Origin of the sequence: Candidatus Amarolinea aalborgensis (genome assembly GCF_900491745.1) — a bacterium.
Lineage (GTDB): Bacteria > Chloroflexota > Anaerolineae > SSC4 > Amarolineaceae > Amarolinea > Amarolinea aalborgensis.
Genome location: NZ_UETR01000015.1, coordinates 48810 through 72135, shown reverse-complemented (window position 1 = coordinate 72135; position 23326 = coordinate 48810). Strand labels below are relative to the sequence as shown.

Below are 23326 nucleotides of genomic sequence, written 5' to 3'. Positions count from 1 at the left end.
AGTCTGGTAGACTTCCGAAGTCTTGTCACCCCTGCCCCCGCGCAAGGGATTGACGACAGCCGCGGCTGGGGCTATACTTGGGGCGACAACGCTGGCGCATGATCGTGGCGCCCCCGCATGGGCGTTTTTGCAGAAAAACGCCAGGATCGCACCAGGCGCGGCTGAGTCAAATCTGCACCGAACAATGGACTGCCAAGCGGAGAAAGACGATGCAACAAACGGCTGAGGAGGTGGGGGCTGACGTGATGACCCGGTCAGACCTACCCGTGCCCACGAATGGGGACGGGTGGGGAGATGGATCCAATTTCATTTGGGTTCCTTCCCGTTCGCGGCCGACCGTCGGCGACCGTGAACTTTTCGAACTGCTGAAGACTCACGGAGACCTGCTAGAACTGCCAACAGAGGATGGTGAACCCTTGGAATCGCCCTGGCACCTGGCACAAATTGCCTTTTTCCTGGAACTGATCCACTACGCCTGGCGTCAGCGCACCGATTTCTACGCTGGCGGCAACATGTTTATCTACTACAGCCTGGCGCAAGTGCGCCATCGTGACTACAAAGGGCCAGATTTCTACGTCGTTCTCAATGTAGACGGCTCGTACGGGCGCGAGGCCTGGGTGGTCTGGGAAGAAAATGGCCGCTATCCCGATCTCATCATCGAACTGATGTCAGCATCTACACGCAATAACGACCTGACCACCAAGAAAGACCTGTACGCGCACACCTTCCGCACGCCAGATTACTTCTGCTACGATCCAGAAACGAAGACGCTCATGGGCTGGCATTTGCACGGTGATGCCTACGTGGCTTTGCAGCCCAATGCCCAGGGCTGGCTATGGAGTGAAGCCCTCAACCTGTGGATCGGTCATTGGTATGGTCGCTATCACGCGCTGGATACTGCCTGGCTGCGTTTCTACACGGCGGATGGCAAACTCGTCCTACGGCACGAAGAGGCTGAGCGGCAGCGCGCCGAGGCTGAGCGGCAGCGCGCCGAGGATGCGGAAACGCGGCTGGCGCGCTTGCAGGCACGTTTGCGGGCCATGGGAGTCAGCGATCCAGACAGCGGCGATGATTGAGCTGTGGGCCGTCGTTTTGCTGCGCCAGATCCGGATCCATCCATGATTTACTGGCTTGTTCAATCCACCGGCGCGCACCCCGTCCTGGAACGCGGTCAGCCGCCCCCGGGTCTGCTGAGCGCGTCCGAGCTCGAGCATTTTCACGCGCTGCGCACGCCCAAGCGCCGTCACGACTGGCTGCTTGGACGCTGGACAGCCAAGCACCTGGTGCAGCGATTTCTTGTGGAAACCACAAGTCAACGCATGGCTCTGGACAGCATCGAAATCAAGAATGAAGAAGACGGATCGCCCTTTGTCGAATTGCACGAGCAGCACCCTACCCATCACCTGGCGCGCCACGCGACCTCGACGCGTCGCCGGCTGGCGGCCTGTTTGACCATTAGCCATTGTGAAGAATGGGCCTTCTGCGCAGTGACCACGCAGGTCATTGGCGTGGACATCGAACGTGTGCGGCCGCGCGCATGGAATTTCGTGGAGACATTTTTCACCGACGCGGAAGCACGGCAGGTGCAGGCCGCAGCGCCGGTATGGGGTGACACCCTGACCACCGCAATCTGGAGCGCCAAAGAAGCGGCGCTGAAAGCCGTCAAGCTGGGTTTGACTGTGGACACGCGGCGGGTGGAATGCCAGTTTGATCTTGATCAGCCGGCCGAGGGCGTATGGAAATCGTTTCAAGTCACCTTCACGCCCGCTGCCCCCGCCAGCGCCGTCATGCACGGGTGGTGGAGCCTACGCGGCGGATTCGTGCTGACGATCATCGGACCTGATGAAATAACCATGTAGGCGAACAAACAGAAATTTACAGGACAGCAAAAAGTTGCGCGGCAGGCCGCCGATCTCTGATCTTCGGTCTCACGCTGATTCGATAGGAGCATTTTTTCATGGAATCATATATCAAAAAACTACGCGACCGCAAGGCCATTGCCGCGGGTACAGCCAAAGAAGCCGAAACCCAGCACAAGAAAGGGCGCTTGACCGCGCGGGAACGCATCGAGCTGCTTTTTGACCCCGACACTTTCACCGAAATTGACACGTTGGTGCTGCCGCGATCCGAAACCTACCTGGACGGCCGGGCCTCGCGTTATGGCGACGGCGTCATCACCGGTTTTGGTCAGGTCAACGGCCGGCACGTCTACGTGGCGTCGCAAAATGCCGGCGTCATGGGCGGCTCCCTGGGCGAAATGCACGCCAACAAGATCGTCAAGGCGATGCGCATGGCCCTGCGTGACGGCTGCCCCTTCATCGCCATCAACGACTCCGGCGGCGCGCGCATCCAGGAAGGCGTGGACAGTCTCGGCGGCTATGCCCGCATCTTCGACGCCAACTGCGAGGCTTCTGGCGTCATCCCGCAGATTTCGGTCATCATGGGGCCGTGCGCAGGCGGCGCTGTTTATTCACCCGCGCTGACCGACTTCATCTTTATGACCGACAACAGCTACATGTTCATCACCGGCCCAGAGGTGGTGAAGGCGGTGATGAATGAAGAAGTCAGCCTGGATGAGCTGGGCGGCGGTCTGATTCATAGCCAGGAGAGCGGCGTCAGCCATTTCCTGGCTCAGGACGATCAGCAGTGCCTGGCCCAGGTGCGCAACCTGCTCTCCTACCTGCCGTCGAACAGTCAAAATGACCCGCCCTACGTGCCGCCGGTGGATGACCCCAATCGGCGCTGCCCCGAACTGGAGCAGCTTGTACCAACGGATCCGCACAAGCCTTACGACGTGCGGCAGGTGATCACCAGCGTGGTTGACGATGGCCGGTTTACCGAAATCCATGAGCTGTGGGCGCAAAATATGGTGATCGGCTTTGCCCGGCTCAACGGCTACGTGGTTGGCATTGTCGCCAACCAACCGATGGTATTGGCCGGGTGCATTGACATCAAGGCTTCGCTCAAGGCCTCGCGCTTCATTCGCTTATGCGACGCGTACAACATCCCTATCATCACCCTGCAAGATGTGCCTGGTTTCCTGCCCGGCACCAACCAGGAGTACGGCGGCATCATCCGCAACGGCGCGCGCATGATCTACGCGTACAGCGAAGCCACCGTGCCCAAACTGATGATCATCCTGCGCAAGAGCTACGGCGGCGCCTATTGTGTTATGTCAAGCAAAGGCTTGCGCGGCGACTATCTCTTCGCCTGGCCCAACGCTGAGATCGCGGTGATGGGCGCGGACGGCGCGGTCAACATTCTCTTCCGCAAACAGGTGCAGGAGGCGCCCGACCCAGAGGCCAAGCGCCAGGAGCTGGTTGCCATGTACGAAGAGAAGTTCAATAACCCCTACGTGGCGGCGGCGCGCGGCCTGATTGATGATGTGATCGAACCGCGCGATACGCGCCGCGCGCTCATTCGCACCCTGGAAGTGACGCTGTCCAAGCAGGAACGCCACGTGCCGAAGAAGCACGGCGTCTCGCCCATGTAGTCCACCAAACGAGAGGGGTGTATATGTTTAGAAAAGTTCTCATCGCCAACCGCGGCGAGATTGCTGTGCGCATCATTCGAGCCTGTCGAGACCTGGGAATTCAAACCGTGGGGCTGTTCGAGCCATCGGACCAAGGCTCGCTGCACGTGCGTTTTGCTGACGAGGTCGTGCGCCTCGATTCCAGCCTGGGCTACATGGATCACCAGGTGGTGCTGCAGGCAGCGAAAGAGACGGGCGCCGATGCCATCCATCCCGGCTATGGATTCTTGGCGGAGGACCCGGACTTCGTCAAAGCGTGCGAAGCCGCCAACGTTGTCTTCATCGGGCCGCCCAGCTCCGTCGTCAGCGCGCTGCGCGACAACCTGGGCGCGCGCGAGCGCGTGGCGGCGGCGGGCTTTCCGGTGCCGCACTACATACCGGAAGCATTCTGCCAGGGTGAAATGGACGGCGTGCAGGCGCTGGCCGAACAAATCGGCTACCCACTGGTGATCAAGGCTTGTCGCGGGGGGCGCGGCCGCGGCACGCGCCTGGTGACAGAGCCCTCCAAGCTGGAGCGTGCGGTGCGTCAGGCGCAGGCTGAAGCGCGCACCGTTTTTGGGGATGAGCATGTCTACCTGGAAAAGGCCATCATGCCAGCCAGGCATGTAGAAGTGCAGATCTTGGGCGACCAATACGGCCATCTCATCCACCTGGGTGAGCGCGACGGTTCGATTATGCGCCACAGCCAGAAGCTGGTTGTGGAGTCGCCGTCGCCCAATCTGACGCCGGAACAGCGTGCACACGTGTGGCAAATGGGGCTTGACATTGCGCGCCTGTTCAACTACTGCAACGCCGGCACAGTCGAGTTCATCATGGACATGGAAGGCAACTTCTACTTTGCCGAGATGAAAGCGCGGATCCAGGTTGAGCATCCGGTGACCGAAAAGGTGACGCAGGTTGACCTGGTGCGCGAACAGATTCGCATCGCCGCAGGCGAACCGTTGGCGTTTCGCCAGGAAGAGATTCAGTTCCGAGGTTGGGCGTTGGAGTGTCGCATCAATGCCGAAGATCCGTGGAACAATTTCCTGCCTAGCCCCGGCAAACTGGACCGGTTCCGCCTGCCGGGCGGCCCCAATGTACGCGTCGACACCTACGCCTACAACGGCTGCAGCGTACCGGTGCGCTACGACCCCATCCTGGCCAAGCTCATTGTGTGGGGCGAAACGCGTGTCGAGTGTATCAATCGCATGCGGCGCGCGTTGGAAGAATTCGCCATTCGCGGGGTGCGCACCACCCTGCCCTATCATCAGCGCATCCTGACCGACCCCGACTTCCTGGCCGGGAATTACACCGTGGATTTTCTGGATCGCCCCTTGTTGGAGGGCGAACCCGAAATTGAACTGCGCGACATGGCGGTGGCGGCGGCGGTGGCCTTCATCAGCCGCAACCAGCGCCCCCGCCCGGTGACGCCAGGCCGTTTCCAGGATGGCTGGCATCGCAACAGCCGCCGACTGCCGAGTTAGGAGAGAGACGAATGAACAAGATTGGCGTTACCATCGGCGCGCGCACCTACGAAATCCAGGTGGAGGCCGTCCCCCAATCCGACACAGACCTGCGCGTCACCGTGGATGGGCAGACCATGCCGGTGATGGTGCAGAGCCTGAGCGACCCGGAGAGTCTGGACTGGATCCTGGTGGGCAATCGGTCGTATGAAATCGTGCTAGACCGTGATCTGCAATGGATCGAGGGCTACGGCCGGCGCTACGGCGACTTGACTGTCGTGGACATGGAATCCGCGGCTGCGCATCCAGCCGGTCGTGAAGGGCGCATCAAGGCGCCCATCCCCGGCGTTATCACCCGCATTCTCGTGAAGGTAGGCGATGAGGTTGAACCGGGGCAGCCGGTCGTGGTGTTGGAAGCCATGAAGATGGAGAATGAAATCAGGGCGCCGCGCACGGGCGTGGTGCGCAAGATCAATGTCGGGGCCGGCCAGGGTGTTTCCCTGAACGAAGTGCTGGTCGAGATCGAGTAGGCTTGTGAGACATCGGGTTTCTGCGTGAAACCCGATGTCTTTTTCAATGTCAGTCCCCGCGATAGCGATTTTCAATCGCGGCCAGGTGCGCGATCTGCGCCAGGTTCCATTCACTCTGCGCCTCGCCTTCGGCGGTTGAGGTCGCAAACCAGGCATCCAAAATCTCCTTCGCCACACCCACCGGCGTCAGACGCAGGCTCAATGCCAGCACATTGGCGTGATTCCAGATGCGCGCGCCGCGCGCCGTCTCCGCGTCATGCACCAGCGCCGCGCGCACTCCAGGCACCTTGTTGGCGGCCATGCAGGCGCCGGTGCCAGTCCAACAAAAGACAATGCCTTGATCGGCTTGTCCCCCAGCCACGGCTTCTGCCACATGGCTGCTCACCAGCGGCCAGTCGCTGTCGGGGTCATTTTCGGCCAGGGGGCCAAACAAGAAAACCTCATGCTCCTGCTTCTGCAGGGTATGCACCACAAAATCGGTCAAGTGGGTTCGTTCATCGCTGCCAATCGCAATTCTCATAGATCATCCCTCCTCGAAAAGTTTCAGGCTTCCGAAGTGTTGAAGAACCGGAAGTCATGTCAGCGGCTGTTCTTACGCGCCAATGGGAAAATAAGTTGATTGACTTCACTGATGCGCTGCGCATACAGGTCGGGAATGTCAGGGTCGTTGCGGAAATCTTGCCAGGCGATGATCAGTCCGCGGCCGCCGTCGCTCAGCACCTGCGGATGATTCTGCACGCCGGGCGAGGCAACCACCACAACGCCATGCCCCGGCCACAGCGCCGCGCCTGCGCTGTCGAGGTGCTGTGCGACCAGGTCAAAGCCCAGTGGATCGGAAAAGCCGTCCATCCAGGCCAGATACGCGCCGCCGCTGCCGTCCGGTACGGCCACGGCCGCAGTCTGCTGCGCGGCCCACGGCGTCACATTGACCGGCTGCGGCCCCCAGACAAGGGCGCCGCCGGCGTCAATGCGCTGCGCCATCACATCTGTGTTCGGCGTCTCGCTCGTATCCGAGACGTCGGCCAGCATGATCGCGCCGCCGCCGCCGTCAGCGATCAAGGCGGTTGGCATTTCTGCCAGGTCTGCGGCGGCCATCACAGGCAAATCGTCCGACCAGGCCCGATCACCGCTGGCGGTCAAGCGCATCAAGTAGGCGTCCGCCTGGCCCCCTGGGCTGCGATAGTCATGCCAGGCCACGAACACGCCGCCCTGATCGTCGCGTGCGATGTCCCCCAGTCGCGGCAAGGCTGCGCTGCTGCTAACGGGTATGCCATCCGTCGCCCACAGCGCCAACCCGCTGCCTGAGATGCGCTGCGCGTAGAGATTCTGGTCGGAGGCCGCGCGCAGGTCGGCCCACACCACAATGAACCCGCCATTATCGTCGCGCACCGCGACCGGGTCGAACTGTTCACCCGCGGCGAGAGTGATCGCAGCGGGGGCCGTCCACAGCCGCGCGCCTTCGGCGCTGATGCGCTGTGCGAAAAGGTTGGTGTCGAAACGGTCCTGGTCCGTATTCTCCTCCCAGATCACGAACCCGCCGCCGCTGCCATCAGGCAAGAGTTGGCTAATGAGGTGGTCGGCCGCGCCCGTTGTGACGCTGACGCCCTGGGCTGCCCACAGCGCTTGGCCCGAAGCATCCAGCCGCTGGGCATAAATGGCGCTGCGGCCGCCGCGCAGATCATTCCACGCCAGCAGCGCGCCCCCGGCGCCGTCGCTGATCGCCTTTGGCTCGGATTGGTCGTTGTCCGCGGTGATGACCCCAACGCCGTTGACAGCCCACAGCGGCATGCCGCCGGCGCTCAGGCGCTGTGCATAGATATCCGCGCCGTTGGCCGTTGGCCGCGCATCGCTCCACACCACGATAGCGCCTTGCAGCCCATCGCTCACCAGGTTATGCGCGTTCTGGGAACCCGCGCTCACGCAAACTCCAACGCCGTTGGCCGGCCACAGAATCTGCCCAACGATTGGCTGACGCCGCGCGTCGGTTTCGGTCGGCGGCAACGCGGCCGCGGCGCCGGTGTGGAGGCATAGGAACGCCGCCATCAGCGCCAGGCGCCACAAACGACGTTGTCCGCTCATGTTTTCACCTCCATGCCCACCGGCGCTGGCAGGCTGTCAGCCGCAGCCATCAACGCCTGACTGGCTTGTGTGGGTTCGGGGCAACCGCTCAGCCTTCAGCCGCCGCGGTGTTGACCTCATCAGACGCTGGCGGCGGACTGACATCATCCAGGCCCGCGGCAGGCAGCGCGGCGGCCGCGGCCGTTTTGCGCGTGATCCATGTCTCCGGCGGCTGCCAGTCGCGATGACGGATGAACAGAAACGCTAGCGACGCGGCCATCAAGACCAGGGCAATAATCTGCGCGGTGGGAATGGCAGCAATGGCCCAGGCATCTGGCCGGAAGATTTCGACCCACAGACGCCCAACCGAATAGGTCAGCAGATAGGCAGCGACAATGTCGCCGTCGCGCAGGCGATTGGCAAAGCGCCGGCCCAGCCAGATCAGCAGAAGGAAACCGAGCAGGTTCCAGAGCGACTCATACAAGAAAGTCGGATGGAACTTGGTTTCTAGCGGATACTGGTTGAGATCAATGTAGGGGCCAAAGCGGTGAAGGCCGTCAATGGTGATGCCCCATGGGAGGGTCGTGGGAGGGCCATAGAGTTCCTGGTTGATGTAGTTGCCCCAGCGGCCGATGGCCTGCGCCAGCAGCATGCCAGGGGCTACGATGTCGCTCCAGCGCCAGAAATTGAGCTTGGCGACGCGCGCATACAGAAAAATCGCCACAACGCCGCCGGCGATGGCGCCATAGATGCCGAGGCCGCGAAAACCGCCCTTCCAGAAGGCGATGATTTCAATCGGGTTCTTGCGGTAGTAATCCCAGCCCGTGAAGCCGCCGGCCGGCGATGAGAAGACATGATAGAGCCGTGCGCCGATGATGCCGAGCAGCAGACACCAGGTGAGCAGGTTCCAGACATGCTCTGGGTCTTCACCGCGGCGCCGGGCTTCGGCGGCGGCCAAAAAGGCCGCCAGGACGGCCCCGGTCACGATCAGTAAACCATACCAGTAGATAGTGATAGGTCCAATGCGCAAAGCAGTAGGATCCATGCCAACATTCCTCCGCGTGTTTAGGTAAACTGTACGGCGCCAAGTATAGCATAAGCAGGCGCAATCGAAAAGCACACTTCCCGCATGGGAGATCTTGCCATAAAAAACAACCGCCGGATTCGATCCGGCAGTTGTTGCGACGGGAAATTGAAGCGGCGGCCGAACGAGGCTACGCTTCCGGCTCTTCGGGGATGACAATCCAGCACACCAGGTAGGCCAGGAAGCCGCCGCCGACCGTCAAGCCAAGCAGCAAAAATACCAGCCGCACCAGGGAAGGGTCAACGCCCAGGTACTGCGCCAGGCCGCCGCAGACTCCTGCAATCATACGCTCCTTGCGCGCGCGATACAATCGTTTGCCTTGCATAAAAAGCCTATCTCCTTTCAGACTCTCTCGATTTCTACAGGCCGCACGGCAGAGATCATGCCGACTCGCTGCCCATTCAAACCATAGTACGCACGGCGGCGCGCCAAGTTGCGGCTTTCAGCGGGGAGTATGGCAGATGGCGGGGGGCATTTCAATTTCGGGACGTAGCCCCAGAGGGCTTGCACCTCTAGCCGGATGGCCTTTGGCCCGGCGGCGGCGTTGGCCCGATAGCGTGCGCGCAACCAACGCCGCCCGACCGTGAACGGATCGGGCTAAGGTGGAAGGCTCCATCGGGCCTGACGGCGCGCGAGGGTTTGTATTTCGTGGCGGGCGCATTTCAGTTCCGCTGCGTAGCCGGCTTCGGTTGGGCTTGGAGGTGGTTGCAGCGGTCTTCGACAAGCTCAGGCCCCGTGCGGTGAGCCTTGTCGAACCGTGCGGTGAGCCTGTCGAACCGTGCGGTGAGCCTGTCGAACGCTCGGTCGAGCCGCTCACGACGAAGCCTCAATCGCTCGACGTCGGGCCCACCCCCAAACTGAAATGCACCCAGATGGCGAGCGAGTTGGCGTGTTAAGTAGGGCAATGTTATAATGGCCTGCGAAGGAGAATCAGCGCAGGCATGATTGACTACGACCGCTTTGCCCATTACTACGATACCGAATTCGGCGCCTTTGCCGATGATATGCCGCTCTTGCGTTATTACGCGGAGCACGTGGATGGGCCGCTCCTCGAACTTGGCTGCGGCAACGGTCGCGTGACCGTGCCGCTGGCGCAGGCCGGCTTTCGGCTGACCGGCGTTGATACCTCTGCCAACATGCTCGATATTGCGCGCAAGCGGCTGGCCGCCGCGCGCCTGAGCGACCGCGTGAACCTGGTGCAGGCTGACATGCGCACCGTGCACCTGGAACAGCGTTTCGGCATGGGCTTCATCCAGGTCAACAGCTTCATGCACCTGGAAACCCAAGAAGATCAACGCCAGGCCTTGCGCTGCTGGCATGCGTTCCTGCGCCCCGGCAGTCCGCTCATTCTTGATCTCTTCAACCCGGACATTGTCACGTTGATCGAAGCCGATGGCCGCCTGATGGTTGACAACCAATGGCGCGATCCGCAGTCTGGCGCCGTGGTCATCAAGCAGCTGGTGCGCAAGATTGACCTGGCGAACCAGATTCAAGAGACCATTTTCGTTTACGATGAAGTGTTTCCAGATGGGCAAACGCGGCGTCTGCTCGTACCCTTCAACCTGCGCTTCCTCTGGCGCTCTGAAGCCGAACTGCTGCTCGAACTATGCGGCTACGAACTAGAAATGGTCTACGGTTCCTACGATCTGGAAACCTACACCTCAGACAGCCCGCGCATGATTTTGGTTGCGCGACGCACATGAAGACAGGAAAGGAAAGAACACGATGACAACCAAAGCCCGAGCATGGATGCTCTCCGGCTTCCTCGTGCTGCTGATGATGGCGTTGGCAGCCTGTGGAGGCGGCCAGACGCCGACCCCGGCCGCCAATCCGCCGGCGCAGGCGTCGGCCACCAGTTCGGTTTCCATGCCCAGCGTCAACAGCGACGCCACATTGGCGGGGACCAGCGAACCCGCGCCCCTGGCCGGCGTTTCACCCACCAAGGATCAGTCAACAACGGGCGGCGTACAGGCCTTTGCGGCTGGCGAAATCAAGCCGGTGGAGATCACCACAGCAGACAACGTGACCCTGACAGGCACGTTTTATGTCTCCCCCAAGATGAGCAGCCCGGCCGTCGCCATGCTGCACATGGTGGGCGGGCAGCGCGGCGATTGGGACACCCTGGCGCGTCAGCTGCAGACAGCCGGCTACAGTGTGCTGACCATTGATCTGCGCGGGCATGGCGGCAGCCAGGGCCAGCGCGAATGGAGCAAGATGACGCAAGACGCCGCGGCCGCCTATGCCTGGCTGACGAACCGGCCGGAAGTCAACCGCGCGGCCATCGGTTTCATCGGCGCCAGCATTGGCGCTAACCTGAGCCTGAACCTGGCATCCGGCCAGCCGGGCGTCAAAACCCTCGTCTTGCTGTCGCCTGGCCTGGACTTCGAAGGGATCAAGACCGAAGGGCCGCTGCAAGCCTACGGGCCGCGCCCCGTGCTGCTGATTGCCAGTTCGGAAGACAAAGAAAGCGCCGACGCCGCGGCCGTTTTGGACAAATTGGCGCTAGGCAAGCACACGCTCAAGGTCTACGACGGCCAGGGGCACGGCACGCGCATGTTGGGTCGCCAAAACGGTATTGAAGAGCTAATCATGGACTGGCTCAAAGAAACGCTGAAGTAACGGCCGAAGGCGGAATGCTGAACGCTGAATCGTGCGCCGATGGCCAGGCAGATCAGGGCGCGGCGCGAGTCAGACTGGCGGCCGGGGCAACGGCGTCCCAAGGATGCTACCCACAAAATCACGTTGGCCGCGCACGAAGGTGAGCGCGTCCAGGCTGCGTTTACCTTCTAGCTGCACCTCCAGCAGGCGCAGCGCGCCGACGCCGCAGGTCACATAAACGTCCTGCGCATCGGCCGCCACCCGGCCTGGTTCCCCCGCCGGTGCAAGCAGAGGCAGGGCGGCGTTGATTTTCAACAGGCGTCCCTGCCAGGACGTGAACGCGCCCGGCCAGGGCTGGAAAGCCTGCACCTGGCGCGCAATCTGCGCCGCAGGCAAACGCCAATCAATCGCGCCCTGGGCTTTGGTCAGCGGTTTGGTCATTGTCGCCAGACTGTGATCCTGGGTCTGGGGCGTGATCGCGCCAGCCAGCCAGGCCGGCAGCGTTGCGCACAGCAGCTCAGCGCCCTGCGCAGCCAGGCGATCCATCAACGCCCCGCGCGTCTCTCCGGGCGCGATCGGCAGCTTCGCCTGGCTCAGAATTGGGCCGGTGTCCATGCCCGCATCCATCAACATGATCGTCGTACCGGTTTCCGCATCGCCCGCCAGCAGCGCGCCGGCCACAGGGGCTGCGCCGCGGTGGCGAGGCAAGAGGGACGCGTGCACGTTGAGGCAGCCGTCAGGCGGCAGATCGAGCACAGCCTGCGGCAGAATCAGGCCATACGCCGCCACGGCAATCACGTCGGGCTGCAGCGCGGCCAGGTCGGCCAGCGGATCGGGCTGACGCAGCGTGCGGGGCTGCTGCACCGGTAGATCGTGCGCCAGGGCAAAGGCTTTGACCGGCGACGCCGCCGCTTGCTGCCCGCGGCCGGCCGGCTTGTCGGCGCGTGTCAACACCCCGACCACCTGCCAGCCCGCCTCCTGCCGCGCCCACAACGCCTCCAGGATTGTCAGCGCAAACGCGGGCGTCCCCATGAAAACCAATCGCTTCATCATTGCCTCTCTCCAGCCAAAGGTGATGAGAGGATTGTAGCACAGAGAAACGAAGCTGGCAGATTCGAGACGGCAGCTGGAAAATTGACCGGCTTTCGCCGTTTTGCACTCTGCGCTCTGGGTCTTGCACTCTGCGTTGTGCGCTATGCACTTTGCGCTCCGCACTTTGCACTTTTCAGCGCCTCGTCAGTCGGGCGTCGGACTGAGGTCACGATAGCTGCGGCCCGCTGTGTATACTTCGCATCATCTAGCACGGGCGTGACGCCGTAGGGACCCCTCTGGCGGTCTGTCACGCCCGTCATCATTGCCAACCCGGAAACCTATTCACGCCCCAGGCGTATAATAAGCTGAGAACCAGCGCCAGGCGCGCAGGTTCGAGGGCAACAAGCGCAGCAGCGCCTCGACGGCGCTGAGCGCCACACAGGAGGATACGATGAGCGAACTGAATGAGACCACCAACCCAACGGCCGATGCCGAGCCGATCCTGCCGGTGGAACCGGAGGCCGCCGCGGTGTTGGACGGCATGAACCAGACCATTGAAAGCGCAGCCACCGATGTCAAAGCGGCGGGCGACGAGCTGGCGGCCGCCGCCGGGCAGGTGGATGTGCTGCCTGCGGCGTCAGAAGCAGCGCCGGTCAGCAGCGCAGCGCCTGAGGCGCTGCCTCAGGCGGCGCCATCGCCGGACGCCGTGTTTACCCTGCCAACCCTGGAGGAGCCAGTGCGGCCGCAAGCTGCGGCTGTCAACCCGGCGCCGGCGCCCAGTTACGACGTCAACGCAGATGACAAGCTGATGTCGGCGTTGGCGTGGGCGGGTATGGTGCTCCTGCAGATTCCCCTGGTCAGCATTGTGCTGCTGCTGGCCGAGGGCAACAAGGATCGGCCGTTCCAGCGTCACCATGCCTTACAGTCCATCGGCTTCTACCTGGCGGCGCTGGTCTACGAAGTGATTGCCGCCATTTTGGTGAGCATCGGCACGGTCGTCACCCTGGGCTGCGGACTGGCGTGCTTGTGGGTCCTCTTCTTCGTCCCGCATGCCCTCGCCATCTACTACGGTTGGCAGGCGTACCAGGGGCGTGAGGTGAGCATCCCCGTCGTCACGCAGATCATGCGCCAGCAGGGGTGGATCAAGTAACGTCAGCGGCCCGCAGTATCGCGTCAAGAGGTCAGCCAGGTTTCCACGAGCATGCCGTGGGCGCCTGGCTGTTTTTTTGTTCAACCCGGTTTGGGAATAGCCACCACAGATACAAGTTGCGTTCTGGCGGCGGGTATGGTATCCTAGCGAGCGAGCGGCCATGAACTAGACCAGAACCACAAAGGAAAAGGATCTCCCCACCTTGCTGACAACTCCGCTTGACCATGACCCATGCAAAGCAAAAACGGCAGTCGCCTTCCGTGTTCATCACGAGAGGAAGGGCTGCCGTTTTGTTTTTTGCCGGAAGATCTGCGCACATAGGCCAAACGGCCTGCGAATTTGAAACACAGATAGAAACTGCCATTGCTTTGTTGCCGTAGGTGCAACAGGTCGCCGCTAGACTGAGATCAAGTGTCAGCCTGGAGGTGAATAATGGCTTTCTGGAATCGCAAGCAGTCGGAGTATGAAACGATGGCGCAGCTCATCGAGGCGCAGCCGGGGATTCGAGTAAGTGAATTGGCCGCACAGCTTGGTGTGCAACGTTCGACGGTCCTGAGGCGCCTGCCGGCGCTGGAAGAGGCGGGGATTCTGCTCTCCGAGGATCACAAGGGGCGTCTGGCGCTCTTTTTGCGCAAGAAGTGACAAAACTCGGCGCGTTTGTTGCGGGATTTGGGGCAACGGTATGAGATAATGGGTATAGATGCACCGCCGTTGCACTGAAAAAAGCGCCAGGAACACGGCAGCCGGTCATGCTAGAACCTCGGCCGGTTGACCAAGCACGGGATTCTTGATTCATGCCACTGCGATCCCCGACCACCCCTGCCGGCTACTCGGCTTATCGCCTCATAGCGGCGGTGCATCGAGAAGGAGGACATCATGGGAGAAAAGACCATTGGCAAGGCTGAGCGTTTGCTTCAGATCGAGATGCTTCTCTTGGATCATCCGGAGGGCTTAACGCAGGCCGAAATTGCGCGGCGCACCGGCGTCAACCGATCTTCCATCAGCCGGTCGGTTGATGAATTGACAAGTCAGTTTCCGATTCATCAAGAAGATGACGGCCGCCTCGTTCTGGATCGCGACGCGTATCTCTCCCATGTGCGTTTGACCCTGCACGAAGCGCTGGCCGTGCACCTGGCTACCCGACTTCTGGCTGTGTGGAGTGACAAGCACAACCCTTACGCGGCTTCGGCCTTGCGTAAGCTGGGTGAATCACTCCGACGGTTAGCGCCCCTCATAGCCGGGCACATGAAGGCATCGGCTGATGAAATGGACAGTCTTTTACGGCGGCAGGATGCAGGATACTTGCGGGTGATGGAGACGCTCACACGCGCCTGGTCAGATGGCTTGAAGGTGCGTGTCTGGCATGAAATGGACGATGGCAGCGTTCACAACTACGACTTTGCTCCGTATTTCATCGAGCCGTACTTGTGGGGACATACAAGTCACGTGGTGGGATGGCGGGAACCGCCAGGCAAAGTGCGTACCCTCAAGTTGGAGCGCATTCAGCGCGTAGAATTACAAAAGCACGCGCACTATTCGATTCCGGCCGACTTTGACCCACGTCAATACCTGGCGAACGCCTGGGGCATCTGGACCAGCGAGCAGCCGTTGCAGGATGTGGTCTTGCGCTTTCATCCGCGCGTGCGTACGCGGGTGTTGGAGACGCGTTGGCACCCGAATGAGAAGGTTGAGGAATTGGCGGACGGCTACCTGCTCTGGCATGCCCAGGTGGCCGAGCCGCGGGAGATGCTGCCGTGGATCAGAGGGTGGGGGGCAGATGTGGAGGTGATAGAGACAAAACAACTCAGAGCAGCTTTGGAGAAGGAAACAGCAAGGTTGGCAAAGCTGTATGCAACAGACAACGTGAACACCCCGGCAACCCGATTCCTTGCTCACCGACGCGAGGGGGAAGACTGGGAGGATGGGCAGCCGCTAATCGAGCACTTGCGAAACACTGCAGACATAGCGCGCGAGTTCGGCAGAGATGCTAACGTTACCGAGCTGGCGTACATCGCAGGACTCACTCATGACCTGGGCAAATACTCCTCTGAGTTCCAAAGGAGGCTGGAGGGAGGCCCGCGCGTTGACCATTCTACCGCCGGAGCAAAGGAACTCAGAGCCATGCTGAAGGGTACTCCGTCAGAAGCACTTGCTCAACTGCTAACGTACCCAATCATGGGACATCACACTGGCTTGCCAGATTACGGCAGCGAGATTGACCTGGAAGGTAGCACGGTCTGTGCGCGGCTGAGAAATCAATTGCCAGATTACAGTGCATACAAAAATGAGCTTGACTTGTCTGCCTTGCCTCTCTCACAGCGGTTGCACATCCGCTGGGCAAAAGACAACCTCGGCTTCTCGCTATCGTTCCTAACACGCATGGTCTATTCGGCACTGGTGGACGCCGATTTTCAGGAGACCGAAATCTACATGAAAGGCGCAAAGCCTCGCGGTGGACACGATGATATCCCTACCCTACGCGGTAAGCTGGACTCACACCTGAAGCAGTTTGAGAACCCGACCAGCGCCATCAATCGCAAGCGCACCGAGACACTCCACGCGTGCATCGAAAGGGCGAGAATGGAGAAACCCGGCTTCTTCTCGCTCACCGTGCCGACAGGCGGCGGCAAGACGCTGGCTTCGATGGCGTTCGCGCTCCATCACGCTGCGGAACACGGCTTGAGGCGCGTCATCTACGTCATCCCATTCACGACCATCATCGAGCAGAATGCAGGGGTGTTCAAGGGCATTCTCGGCGAAGGTAACGTGCTGGAACATCACTCCAATTTCGATTGGGAGGGCAGGAAGCGTGAGAATCCCGATGACCGCACTAACAGTGTCCTTGCCAAGCTCAAACTGGCGGCGGAGAACTGGGATATACCCATCGTGGTAACAACTAACGTGCAATTTTTCGAATCGCTGTTCGCTAACAAGTCGTCGCGCTGCCGCAAGTTGCACAACATCGCCAGGAGCGTCATCATCTTCGATGAGGCCCAAATGCTGCCGCGTGAGTACATGCGCCCGGCAATGGCGGGTGTCTGGGAATTGGTGACCAATTACGGGGCGAGCGCGGTCTTTTGTACCGCCACTCAGCCCGGACTGGAGCGCTTCCTGCCCGAACGGACGGAAGTCAGGGAACTTACGCCTAACCCACAGGAGTTGTTCGACTTCTACAAGCGCGTAGAAGTGAAGAATCTGGGGATGCTTCCTGACGATGAATTGCTTGCCCGTCTGAATGCGCATGAACAAGCTTTGTGCATCGTCAACACTCGCCGCCATGCCAGCGGACTGTTCGGCGGGTTGCGGGGCGAGGGGAGTTTCCACCTTTCGACGCTGATGTGTCCCACACATCGTCGAGCAAAGCTGGAGGAAATCAAGGCGCGGCTTGCAAGCGGACAACCCTGCCGCGTGGTCTCGACAACGGTGATGGAAGCGGGCATTGACCTGGATTTCCCCGTCGGCTATCGCGCCCTCAGCGGGCTGGATTCCATCAATCAGGCGGCGGGGCGCGTCAATCGCGAGATGCGCCGGGACGTGAGCCAGATGTTTGTCTTCGAACCGAAATCGGATTTCGTCAAGCGGATGCCGTCATTCCTCAAGCAGACAGCGGAGGTCGCCCGTATGGTGTTGCGCAACCACGCCGCCGCGCCAATTTCTGTCTTGGCGATTGCGGCGTTCTTCGAGCGGTTGTATGATCTGCAAGACCCGACCATCTCTTTCGATTACAAGAAGATCATGGCCTGTTTCGACAGCCAGGATGGTAGATTCAAGTTCGAGACGGCGGCGCGCGCCTTCCAGATCATCGAGGATGTGACCGAGACCGTGATTATCCCCTTCAACGAGGAGGCAGAGCGACTGATTGAAGAATTGAAATACACCGAGTATCCGTCGTCCACGCTGCGAAAACTCCAGCCTTACACAGTTTCCATTTTCGAGGCCGAATTTGACCGGCTCAGATCGAAAGGAGTAATTCTGACCATTGACGACAATTATCAGGTGCTCAACCCTGACTACTTGCAGGAATACTATGACCCCCAGCGAGGTCTGCTCGTCCCTGAGAGCGGTGGTGGGGATGGACTGTTGTTCTAGTGCATCTATTCCGAAAGGAGGTTTCTACACATGGGTTACGGCATCAGCATCCGCATACAGGGCACTTACGCCCTGTTCACCCGTCCAGAGATGAAAGTCGAACGCGTCAGTTACGACGTAATCACCCCGTCGGCAGCGCGTGGCATCATCGAGGCGGTCTATTGGAAGCCAGCCATCCGTTGGGTGATAGACAAAATCCACGTCCTGCGTGAGGTGGAGTTCACAAACATCCGCCGCAACGAGGTGAGCGAAAAAGCATCAGTGGACAACGCGCTGCAGGTAATGAAAGGCGCGGACAAGCTGCTGTACATCGCCGCCACCGAAGCCCGTCAGCAGCGCGCCGCGATGGTCCTGAAGGATGTGGATTACGTCATCGAGGCGCACTTTGAGAAGGTAGACAAGGAATGGGGCGAGCGCGACACGGAGGAAGGGCATTACAACATCGTCCTGCGCCGCCTGCGGAACGGACAGCACTTCCACGCGCCCTGCCTGGGGACGCGCGAGTTCCCCGCCCGCGTCGAACTCATCGAGGAGAGGGAGAGCATTCCCAAAAGCCCGCTGACGGGCAAGCGCGACTTGGGTTGGATGCTCTACGACCTTGACTTCACCAACCAGCGCGACATTAAGCCGAGCTTTTATCACGCCATTATGCAGGACGGGGTGATTGACGTAAGCGAACTCGCCAGGGAGGTGCGGCGATGATCTTACAATCGCTTTACCGTTACTACGAGATATTATGCGAAGATCCGGAGGTGGGAGTCGCCGAGCCTGGCTACAGCAATGCGCCCGTGAACCATGCACTCAACTTGTCACTACAGGGCGAGCTACTAGACGTCGTTCCCTTGTACATCCCCGTTCAGCAAGGCAAGAAGACAGTGGATAGACCCCGGCGGATGAACGTGCCGGAGCAGGTCAAGCGCAGCGTCAACGTAGCTGCGAATTTCATGTGCGACAACGCAGTCTATGTGTTGGGGCTGACAGGCAAGGAAGCCAAAGACCCGGACTATGCCCAGAAGCGCTTCGACGCCTTTCGGGGGCACAACGTCGAAATCCTTTCCGGGGTGGATAGCCCCATCGCTCGTGCGGTGATAGCGTTTTTGCAGCGGCACGATCCGCAAGCGGCGCGAGAGAATCCTGCGATCGCTCACCATCTGGACGCGCTCATAGAGGGCAGTAATCTGGTTTTCCAGGTCGAAGGTAAGGACGCGCTGGCCGACCCAAAAATCCGACGCGCCTGGGAGGATCACGCCCTGGGGCAAGAAGCCGTCGAAATGCAGTGCCTGGTGACGGGGAAGGTCGAGCCGATTGCCCGCTTGCATCCCGATATCAAGGGCGTGCGAGACGCGCAAACAAAAGGGGCTTCGCTGGTCAGCTTCAATCTGGACGCTTTCACATCCTACGGGAGAGAACAGGGGGCCAATTCACCCGTCAGCCGCCGCGTGGCTTCGGGCTATGGTGTTGCACTCAACTATTTGCTTTCCAACCAGAACCCGAACCGCAAGATTCACCTGGGTGACACCACGATGGTCTATTGGGCGGATGCCACGGATAAGCGTTACAGCAGCGCGTTTTACGCCTTCCTGAATCCGGAGTACCAGCAAACCGCAGAGAGTGATGAGCGCGAAGAGGGGAAAGCCAAACGCAAGCGTACGAAGGGGACTGAAGAAACTCTGAGCGCGGTGGCAGAAAAGGTGGAACAGGCCAAACCGCTGGATATTCAAGCGTTGCGCGAAGGACTCGACAACAATACGCGCATCTACGTGCTGGGGCTGGCACCCAGCGCAGCGCGTCTCGCAGTACGCTTCTTCCTCACCGAGCCGTTCGGCGTGTTTGCTGAACGTATTATGCAGCACTATGACGATCTGCAAATTGAAAAGGAGTATGCCAATCAGCCCACTTATCTATCACCATACCGCATCCTCGCTGAGTGCGTTTCGCCCAAGGTAACCCGGCGCGATGACGAAGTGAAGCAGTCCTGGTCACTGCTGGGCGGGTCTTTCATGCGCGCCATTCTCATGGGCGCGCCCTACCCCGAAGGGTTATACGTTGCCATCCTCAACCGCATCCGGCACGATTCGGATGAAACCACCGACAAGGGCAGGCGGCGAAACGTCAAGATCAATTACATCCGCGCCGCGTACATCAAGGCGCACCTTATCCGTAAGTACCGCCATCAAGCCGGAAATCCCTATCAGGAGGCTCTAGAAATGTCACTCAACGAATTCTACACCCATCCCGCCTATGTGCTGGGACGTTTGTTCGCCGTGCTGGAAAAGGCGCAGAGAGAAGCCATCGGACAGAACATCAATGCAACCATTAAGGACCGCTACTTCACGTCTGCCTGCGCTGCGCCCGCCAGTGTATTCCCCACGCTCCTGCGCCTCTCGCATCACTGGACGACCAAAGCCGAGTATGGCGGGGTGTCGGACAGGAAAATCCAAGACCTGCTAAACATGCTCGTCGCAAAGCCCTTCCCATCCCGTCTGACGCTGGAAGAACAGGGTGTATTCGTGCTGGGCTACTACCACCAGCGCGCTGCGTTCTATGCCAGAAAAGGCAGCGGCGCCGAAGAATCTGAGCAATCCGATGAATCCGTATCCTGAATCACCAATCCCTAATCACGAAGGAGAACAAGCTATGACTACCCTTTCCAACCGCTACGAATTCGTCTTACTCTACGATGTAGAGAACGGCAATCCCAACGGCGATCCCGATGCGGGCAACATGCCGCGTATTGACCCCGAAACAGGCTACGGCATCGTGACCGATGTCTGCCTGAAACGCAAGATCCGCAACTACGTGGAGATGGTCAAAGGCGACGCGGCGGGCTATCGCATCTATGTCAAGGAAGGCATTCCGTTGAATCAGAATCACGTGGAGGCCTACAAAGCCGTCAATTTGCCAACGGACGACAAGACCTTCAAAGCCAAATCTGACGACGTGCAGCGCGCCCGCGCCTGGCTATGCGCCAATTTCTTCGATGTCCGCACCTTCGGCGCCGTGATGAGCACCGGTCTCAACTGCGGTCAGGTGCGCGGCCCCGTCCAACTGAACTTCTCGCGCAGCATTGACCCTATTGTCCAGCAAGAAGTGACCGTCACCCGCCTGACCGTTACCCGCGAGGAAGAAGCCGAGAAAGAGCGCACGATGGGCCGCAAGCACATCGTGCCCTACGGTCTCTACCGTGTGGAAGGTTACATCTCCGCCAAACTCGCCAATGACCCGACAAAGGGCACAGGATTCTCGGAAGAAGACCTGAGCTTGATTTGGGAAGCACTGGTCAACATGTTCGAGCACGATCATTCGGCGGCGCGCGGCAAGATGGCGACGCGTAAGCTGTTCGTATTCAAGCATGACAGCGATCTCGGTAACGCGCCATCGCATCTGCTCTTCGAACGCGTTCGCGTGGAGCGCAAACCTGGCGCCGTCACGCCGCGCAGTATCTCGGATTACACCGTCACGGTGAACCGGGCCGATTTTCCCCAGGGGGTCGAACTGATCGAGAAGCTATGACCGCCGAATACCCAGCCGACGCGTGGCTGCCTCTTTCTGGCATCCAGCACTTCATCTTCTGTCGCCGGCAGTGGGCGCTGATCCACATTGAGCGCCAATGGCAGGAAAACGCGCTCACCGCCGAAGGTCGTATCATGCATGAGCGGGCCGATGATCCATTCTTCACTGAAAAACGGAAGGATGTGATCATTACCCGGTCGGTGCCGGTGTCCTCACCTGCACTCGGCCTGACCGGTGTATGCGACGTGGTCGAGTTCACCCTGGCGTCACAAGGCGTGCAGTTGCCCGGACGCGAGGGGCGCTATCTCGCCGCGCCGGTCGAGTACAAACACGGCAAGGTCAAGCCAGATCACTGCGACGAAGCGCAGCTTTGCGCCCAGGCCATGTGCCTGGAGGCTATGCTCGCCATCGCAATCCCGGTTGGCTTTTTGTACTATGGACAGACACGCCGGCGCGTGTCTGTCACCCTCACGAATGACCTGCGTGAGTTGGTACAGAAGGCCGCCCGGGAGATGCACGACTACTTTGACCGCGGCTACACCCCGCGAGTCAAGCCATTCAAAGGGTGTGGGTCGTGTTCTCTGGCCGACATCTGTCTGCCCCAGCTGCAAAACAAGATCATGCCTGCATCCGCCTACATCAGACAGCAGACCGAAAGTGCGTGAACCATGAAGAAGATCGGGAACGTGCTCTATGTGACTACGCCGGAAGCCTACTTGAGCCTTGACGGTGAAAATATCGTTATCAAGAAAGAGAGCGCTGTCTCCATGCGCTTGCCGCTGCACAACCTCGACGGCATCGTCTGCTTCAACTATCCAGGCGTCAGCCCTGCGTTGATGGGCGCGTGTGCCGAGCGTCACGTGGGATTAGCGTTTCTAAATCCGAATGGTCGTTTCCTGGCACGCGTCACAGGCAGGGTGCAAGGTAATCTCCTGCTGCGCAAGCGGCAATATGAGCTTGCCGCGAAGGAAGATACCTGCGTTGCCATCGCAACCTCATGTGTGCTAGGCAAGGTCGCCAACAGCCGCAAAGTGATCGAAAGGGCTGTGCGTGACCATGCAATTCTTGTTGATGTACCGGCGTTGCGGGCGACCTCGGCCGCCCTCAAAGAGAGCCTATCGTCAATCCAACAGTGTACAGGGCTGGATGCCCTGCGCGGGATCGAGGGCAATGCGGCCAAGCGCTACTTTGAGACATTCAGAGAACTGATCCTTCATCAGCATGAGGACTTTGATTTCACAGAACGCTCCCGCCGTCCGCCACAAGACCCGATGAACGCCCTGCTATCGTTCCTGTACACCTTGTTGGCCAATGAAGTGACGTCTGCGCTGGAGACTGTGGGCATTGATCCATACGTCGGTTTCCTACATGCCGATCGGCCAGGCCGTCCATCGCTGGCCTTGGACATGATGGAGGAGCTGCGGCCGGTGTTCGCCGATCGCCTGGCGCTCACGCTGGTCAACCGGAAGCAGATTACGGGGAAAGGCTTCCTGCGCAAGGAAGGAGGCGGCGTCTTGATGGATGACGAAACGCGCAAATCTGTCGTAACTGCCTGGCAAGAACGCAAGCGGGATGAGATCATCCATCCCTATCTGAAGGAACGCGTCGCCTTCGGTCTCGTTCCGCACGTTCAGGCTTCACTGCTTGCCCGGTATCTGCGGGGTGACCTGGACGCGTATCCGCCATTCTTCTGGAACTAACAGGGAGGGCCTTACCCATGATGGTCGTGATCACCTACGATGTCAACACTGAGACCAGCGCCGGCAGGACACGCCTTCGGAAAGTTGCAAGACAATGTACCAACTATGGACAGCGGGTGCAGTACTCGGTTTTCGAGTGTTTACTTGATGCGGCGCAGTTGAAGCACTTGCAGCATCGCCTGCGTCAGCTTATCAATCCAGAAACAGACAGTCTGCGGTTCTACTACTTGAAAGATAATGGGCGAGGTCATGTCGAGCACTTCGGTGCTAAGGCTGCCACGGATTTGGAGGGTCCGCTGGTTCTTTGAAAAAACTCGTGCTGCGAACCTCAAGTGAACACAAAACTAGCGGTAGGTTCGCACTGAAGGTAGGCCAAAATCCCTGGAAGATCTGGCATGCAGCCAACGATCTTTGCGGTGATTGTAACAGCGTGAGGCACATCTAGTATGCCCACGGAGAGGGTATACTAGATGTTGCGGTCGCTCCCTTCGCGGGGAGCGTGGATTGAAACTTGTGTGTATTGTTCCCAGGTACATCCTGGCGCAAGTCGCTCCCTTCGCGGGGAGCGTGGATTGAAACACGGCCGCGGAACTGCAAG

General features: G+C 60.0%; 21 protein-coding genes. 16 read left to right on the top strand and 5 right to left on the bottom strand.

What is annotated here, in order from left to right; all coding sequences use genetic code 11:
* The first annotated feature begins 209 nt into the window (after nt 1-209).
* The 5 genes from ACPQ6D_RS16825 (at nt 210) to ACPQ6D_RS16805 (ending at nt 5504) form a co-directional block, all read left to right on the top strand.
* A complete protein-coding gene (locus ACPQ6D_RS16825) occupies nt 210-1076 on the top strand; it encodes a Uma2 family endonuclease (protein ID WP_423225510.1) in 867 nt (288 codons plus the stop codon).
* Between the two features lie 42 nt (nt 1077-1118).
* Nucleotides 1119-1859 (top strand): 4'-phosphopantetheinyl transferase family protein, encoded by a 741-nt coding sequence (locus tag ACPQ6D_RS16820; RefSeq protein WP_423225509.1) that lies wholly within the window; start codon nt 1119-1121, stop codon nt 1857-1859.
* Between the two features lie 98 nt (nt 1860-1957).
* Nucleotides 1958-3493: an acyl-CoA carboxylase subunit beta gene (locus tag ACPQ6D_RS16815; RefSeq protein ID WP_423225508.1), complete on the top strand. Its 1536-nt coding sequence runs from the start codon at nt 1958-1960 to the stop codon at nt 3491-3493.
* Between the two features lie 23 nt (nt 3494-3516).
* Nucleotides 3517-4995, top strand: coding sequence for an acetyl-CoA carboxylase biotin carboxylase subunit (locus ACPQ6D_RS16810; RefSeq protein WP_423225507.1), 1479 nt, complete (start codon nt 3517-3519; stop codon nt 4993-4995).
* A gap of 11 nt (nt 4996-5006) precedes the next feature.
* Nucleotides 5007-5504 carry a biotin/lipoyl-containing protein gene (locus tag ACPQ6D_RS16805; RefSeq protein WP_423225506.1) on the top strand — a complete coding sequence of 166 codons (498 nt, stop codon included), beginning with the start codon at nt 5007-5009 and terminating at the stop codon, nt 5502-5504.
* Between the two features lie 49 nt (nt 5505-5553).
* On the opposite strand, the gene ACPQ6D_RS16800 is transcribed toward ACPQ6D_RS16805, so the two are convergent.
* From ACPQ6D_RS16800 to ACPQ6D_RS16785, 4 genes are all read right to left on the bottom strand, one after another.
* On the bottom strand, nt 5554-6024 hold the full coding sequence (locus tag ACPQ6D_RS16800) for an RpiB/LacA/LacB family sugar-phosphate isomerase (protein WP_423225505.1): 471 nt from the start codon (nt 6022-6024) through the stop codon (nt 5554-5556).
* 59 nt (nt 6025-6083) lie between these two features.
* Nucleotides 6084-7583, bottom strand: coding sequence for a hypothetical protein (locus ACPQ6D_RS16795; protein ID WP_423225504.1), 1500 nt, complete (start codon nt 7581-7583; stop codon nt 6084-6086).
* Nucleotides 7584-7671: 88 nt separating this feature from the next.
* Nucleotides 7672-8607, bottom strand: a complete 936-nt coding sequence (gene lgt, locus ACPQ6D_RS16790) for a prolipoprotein diacylglyceryl transferase (RefSeq protein ID WP_423225503.1) — start codon at nt 8605-8607, stop codon at nt 7672-7674.
* 169 nt (nt 8608-8776) lie between these two features.
* A complete protein-coding gene (locus ACPQ6D_RS16785; protein WP_423225502.1) occupies nt 8777-8971 on the bottom strand; it encodes a PspC domain-containing protein in 195 nt (64 codons plus the stop codon).
* Between the two features lie 616 nt (nt 8972-9587).
* Between ACPQ6D_RS16785 and ACPQ6D_RS16780 the strand changes: the two genes are divergently transcribed.
* Nucleotides 9588-10349: a class I SAM-dependent methyltransferase gene (locus ACPQ6D_RS16780; protein WP_423225501.1), complete on the top strand. Its 762-nt coding sequence runs from the start codon at nt 9588-9590 to the stop codon at nt 10347-10349.
* A gap of 22 nt (nt 10350-10371) precedes the next feature.
* A complete protein-coding gene (locus ACPQ6D_RS16775; RefSeq protein ID WP_423225500.1) occupies nt 10372-11265 on the top strand; it encodes an alpha/beta hydrolase in 894 nt (297 codons plus the stop codon).
* A 69-nt stretch (nt 11266-11334) separates the two neighbouring features.
* On the opposite strand, the gene fmt is transcribed toward ACPQ6D_RS16775, so the two are convergent.
* Nucleotides 11335-12297 (bottom strand): methionyl-tRNA formyltransferase, encoded by a 963-nt coding sequence (gene fmt / locus ACPQ6D_RS16770; protein ID WP_423225499.1) that lies wholly within the window; start codon nt 12295-12297, stop codon nt 11335-11337.
* Between the two features lie 430 nt (nt 12298-12727).
* On the opposite strand from fmt, the gene ACPQ6D_RS16765 reads away from it, so the two are divergent.
* The 9 genes from ACPQ6D_RS16765 (at nt 12728) to cas2 (ending at nt 23036) form a co-directional block, all read left to right on the top strand.
* Complete coding sequence (locus ACPQ6D_RS16765) at nt 12728-13426, top strand: DUF4870 domain-containing protein (RefSeq protein WP_423225498.1); 699 nt, start codon at nt 12728-12730, stop codon at nt 13424-13426.
* 432 nt (nt 13427-13858) lie between these two features.
* Entirely contained in the window at nt 13859-14068 is a 210-nt protein-coding gene (locus tag ACPQ6D_RS16760; protein WP_423225497.1) for a winged helix-turn-helix domain-containing protein, read from the top strand.
* A 234-nt stretch (nt 14069-14302) separates the two neighbouring features.
* Nucleotides 14303-17515, top strand: coding sequence for a CRISPR-associated helicase Cas3' (gene cas3, locus ACPQ6D_RS16755; RefSeq protein ID WP_423225496.1), 3213 nt, complete (start codon nt 14303-14305; stop codon nt 17513-17515).
* A 30-nt stretch (nt 17516-17545) separates the two neighbouring features.
* On the top strand, nt 17546-18217 hold the full coding sequence (gene cas5c / locus ACPQ6D_RS16750) for a type I-C CRISPR-associated protein Cas5c (protein ID WP_423225495.1): 672 nt from the start codon (nt 17546-17548) through the stop codon (nt 18215-18217).
* Nucleotides 18214-20118: a type I-C CRISPR-associated protein Cas8c/Csd1 gene (gene cas8c / locus ACPQ6D_RS16745; RefSeq protein WP_423225494.1), complete on the top strand. Its 1905-nt coding sequence runs from the start codon at nt 18214-18216 to the stop codon at nt 20116-20118. Before cas5c ends, cas8c begins: the two co-directional genes overlap by 4 nt.
* 34 nt (nt 20119-20152) lie before the next feature.
* Complete coding sequence (cas7c, locus tag ACPQ6D_RS16740; RefSeq protein WP_423225493.1) at nt 20153-21028, top strand: type I-C CRISPR-associated protein Cas7/Csd2; 876 nt, start codon at nt 20153-20155, stop codon at nt 21026-21028.
* A complete protein-coding gene (gene cas4, locus ACPQ6D_RS16735; protein WP_423225492.1) occupies nt 21025-21693 on the top strand; it encodes a CRISPR-associated protein Cas4 in 669 nt (222 codons plus the stop codon). The genes cas7c and cas4 overlap by 4 nt, the downstream gene beginning before the upstream one ends.
* Before the next feature lie 3 nt (nt 21694-21696).
* Nucleotides 21697-22728 (top strand): type I-C CRISPR-associated endonuclease Cas1c, encoded by a 1032-nt coding sequence (gene cas1c, locus ACPQ6D_RS16730; RefSeq protein ID WP_423225491.1) that lies wholly within the window; start codon nt 21697-21699, stop codon nt 22726-22728.
* 17 nt (nt 22729-22745) lie between these two features.
* Nucleotides 22746-23036: a CRISPR-associated endonuclease Cas2 gene (gene cas2, locus ACPQ6D_RS16725; protein WP_423225490.1), complete on the top strand. Its 291-nt coding sequence runs from the start codon at nt 22746-22748 to the stop codon at nt 23034-23036.
* The last annotated feature ends 290 nt before the right edge of the window (nt 23037-23326 follow it).

Excerpts from the sequence above, each read along its gene's own strand:
- cas3 (WP_423225496.1), top strand. The coding sequence starts at position 14,303 with ATGGGAGAAAAGACCATTGGCAAGGCTGAGCGTTTGCTTCAGATCGAG.
- ACPQ6D_RS16760 (WP_423225497.1), top strand. The coding sequence starts at position 13,859 with ATGGCTTTCTGGAATCGCAAGCAGTCGGAGTATGAAACGATGGCGCAG.
- ACPQ6D_RS16815 (WP_423225508.1), top strand. The coding sequence starts at position 1,958 with ATGGAATCATATATCAAAAAACTACGCGACCGCAAGGCCATTGCCGCG.
- cas1c (WP_423225491.1), top strand. The coding sequence starts at position 21,697 with ATGAAGAAGATCGGGAACGTGCTCTATGTGACTACGCCGGAAGCCTAC.
- cas4 (WP_423225492.1), top strand. The coding sequence starts at position 21,025 with ATGACCGCCGAATACCCAGCCGACGCGTGGCTGCCTCTTTCTGGCATC.
- ACPQ6D_RS16820 (WP_423225509.1), top strand. The coding sequence starts at position 1,119 with ATGATTTACTGGCTTGTTCAATCCACCGGCGCGCACCCCGTCCTGGAA.
- ACPQ6D_RS16800 (WP_423225505.1), bottom strand. The coding sequence starts at position 6,024 with ATGAGAATTGCGATTGGCAGCGATGAACGAACCCACTTGACCGATTTT.
- ACPQ6D_RS16805 (WP_423225506.1), top strand. The coding sequence starts at position 5,007 with ATGAACAAGATTGGCGTTACCATCGGCGCGCGCACCTACGAAATCCAG.
- ACPQ6D_RS16795 (WP_423225504.1), bottom strand. The coding sequence starts at position 7,583 with ATGAGCGGACAACGTCGTTTGTGGCGCCTGGCGCTGATGGCGGCGTTC.
- cas8c (WP_423225494.1), top strand. The coding sequence starts at position 18,214 with ATGATCTTACAATCGCTTTACCGTTACTACGAGATATTATGCGAAGAT.
- ACPQ6D_RS16780 (WP_423225501.1), top strand. The coding sequence starts at position 9,588 with ATGATTGACTACGACCGCTTTGCCCATTACTACGATACCGAATTCGGC.
- ACPQ6D_RS16785 (WP_423225502.1), bottom strand. The coding sequence starts at position 8,971 with ATGCAAGGCAAACGATTGTATCGCGCGCGCAAGGAGCGTATGATTGCA.
- cas2 (WP_423225490.1), top strand. The coding sequence starts at position 22,746 with ATGATGGTCGTGATCACCTACGATGTCAACACTGAGACCAGCGCCGGC.
- cas5c (WP_423225495.1), top strand. The coding sequence starts at position 17,546 with ATGGGTTACGGCATCAGCATCCGCATACAGGGCACTTACGCCCTGTTC.
- ACPQ6D_RS16765 (WP_423225498.1), top strand. The coding sequence starts at position 12,728 with ATGAGCGAACTGAATGAGACCACCAACCCAACGGCCGATGCCGAGCCG.
- ACPQ6D_RS16825 (WP_423225510.1), top strand. The coding sequence starts at position 210 with ATGCAACAAACGGCTGAGGAGGTGGGGGCTGACGTGATGACCCGGTCA.
- ACPQ6D_RS16810 (WP_423225507.1), top strand. The coding sequence starts at position 3,517 with ATGTTTAGAAAAGTTCTCATCGCCAACCGCGGCGAGATTGCTGTGCGC.
- ACPQ6D_RS16775 (WP_423225500.1), top strand. The coding sequence starts at position 10,372 with ATGACAACCAAAGCCCGAGCATGGATGCTCTCCGGCTTCCTCGTGCTG.
- lgt (WP_423225503.1), bottom strand. The coding sequence starts at position 8,607 with ATGGATCCTACTGCTTTGCGCATTGGACCTATCACTATCTACTGGTAT.
- fmt (WP_423225499.1), bottom strand. The coding sequence starts at position 12,297 with ATGATGAAGCGATTGGTTTTCATGGGGACGCCCGCGTTTGCGCTGACA.
- cas7c (WP_423225493.1), top strand. The coding sequence starts at position 20,153 with ATGACTACCCTTTCCAACCGCTACGAATTCGTCTTACTCTACGATGTA.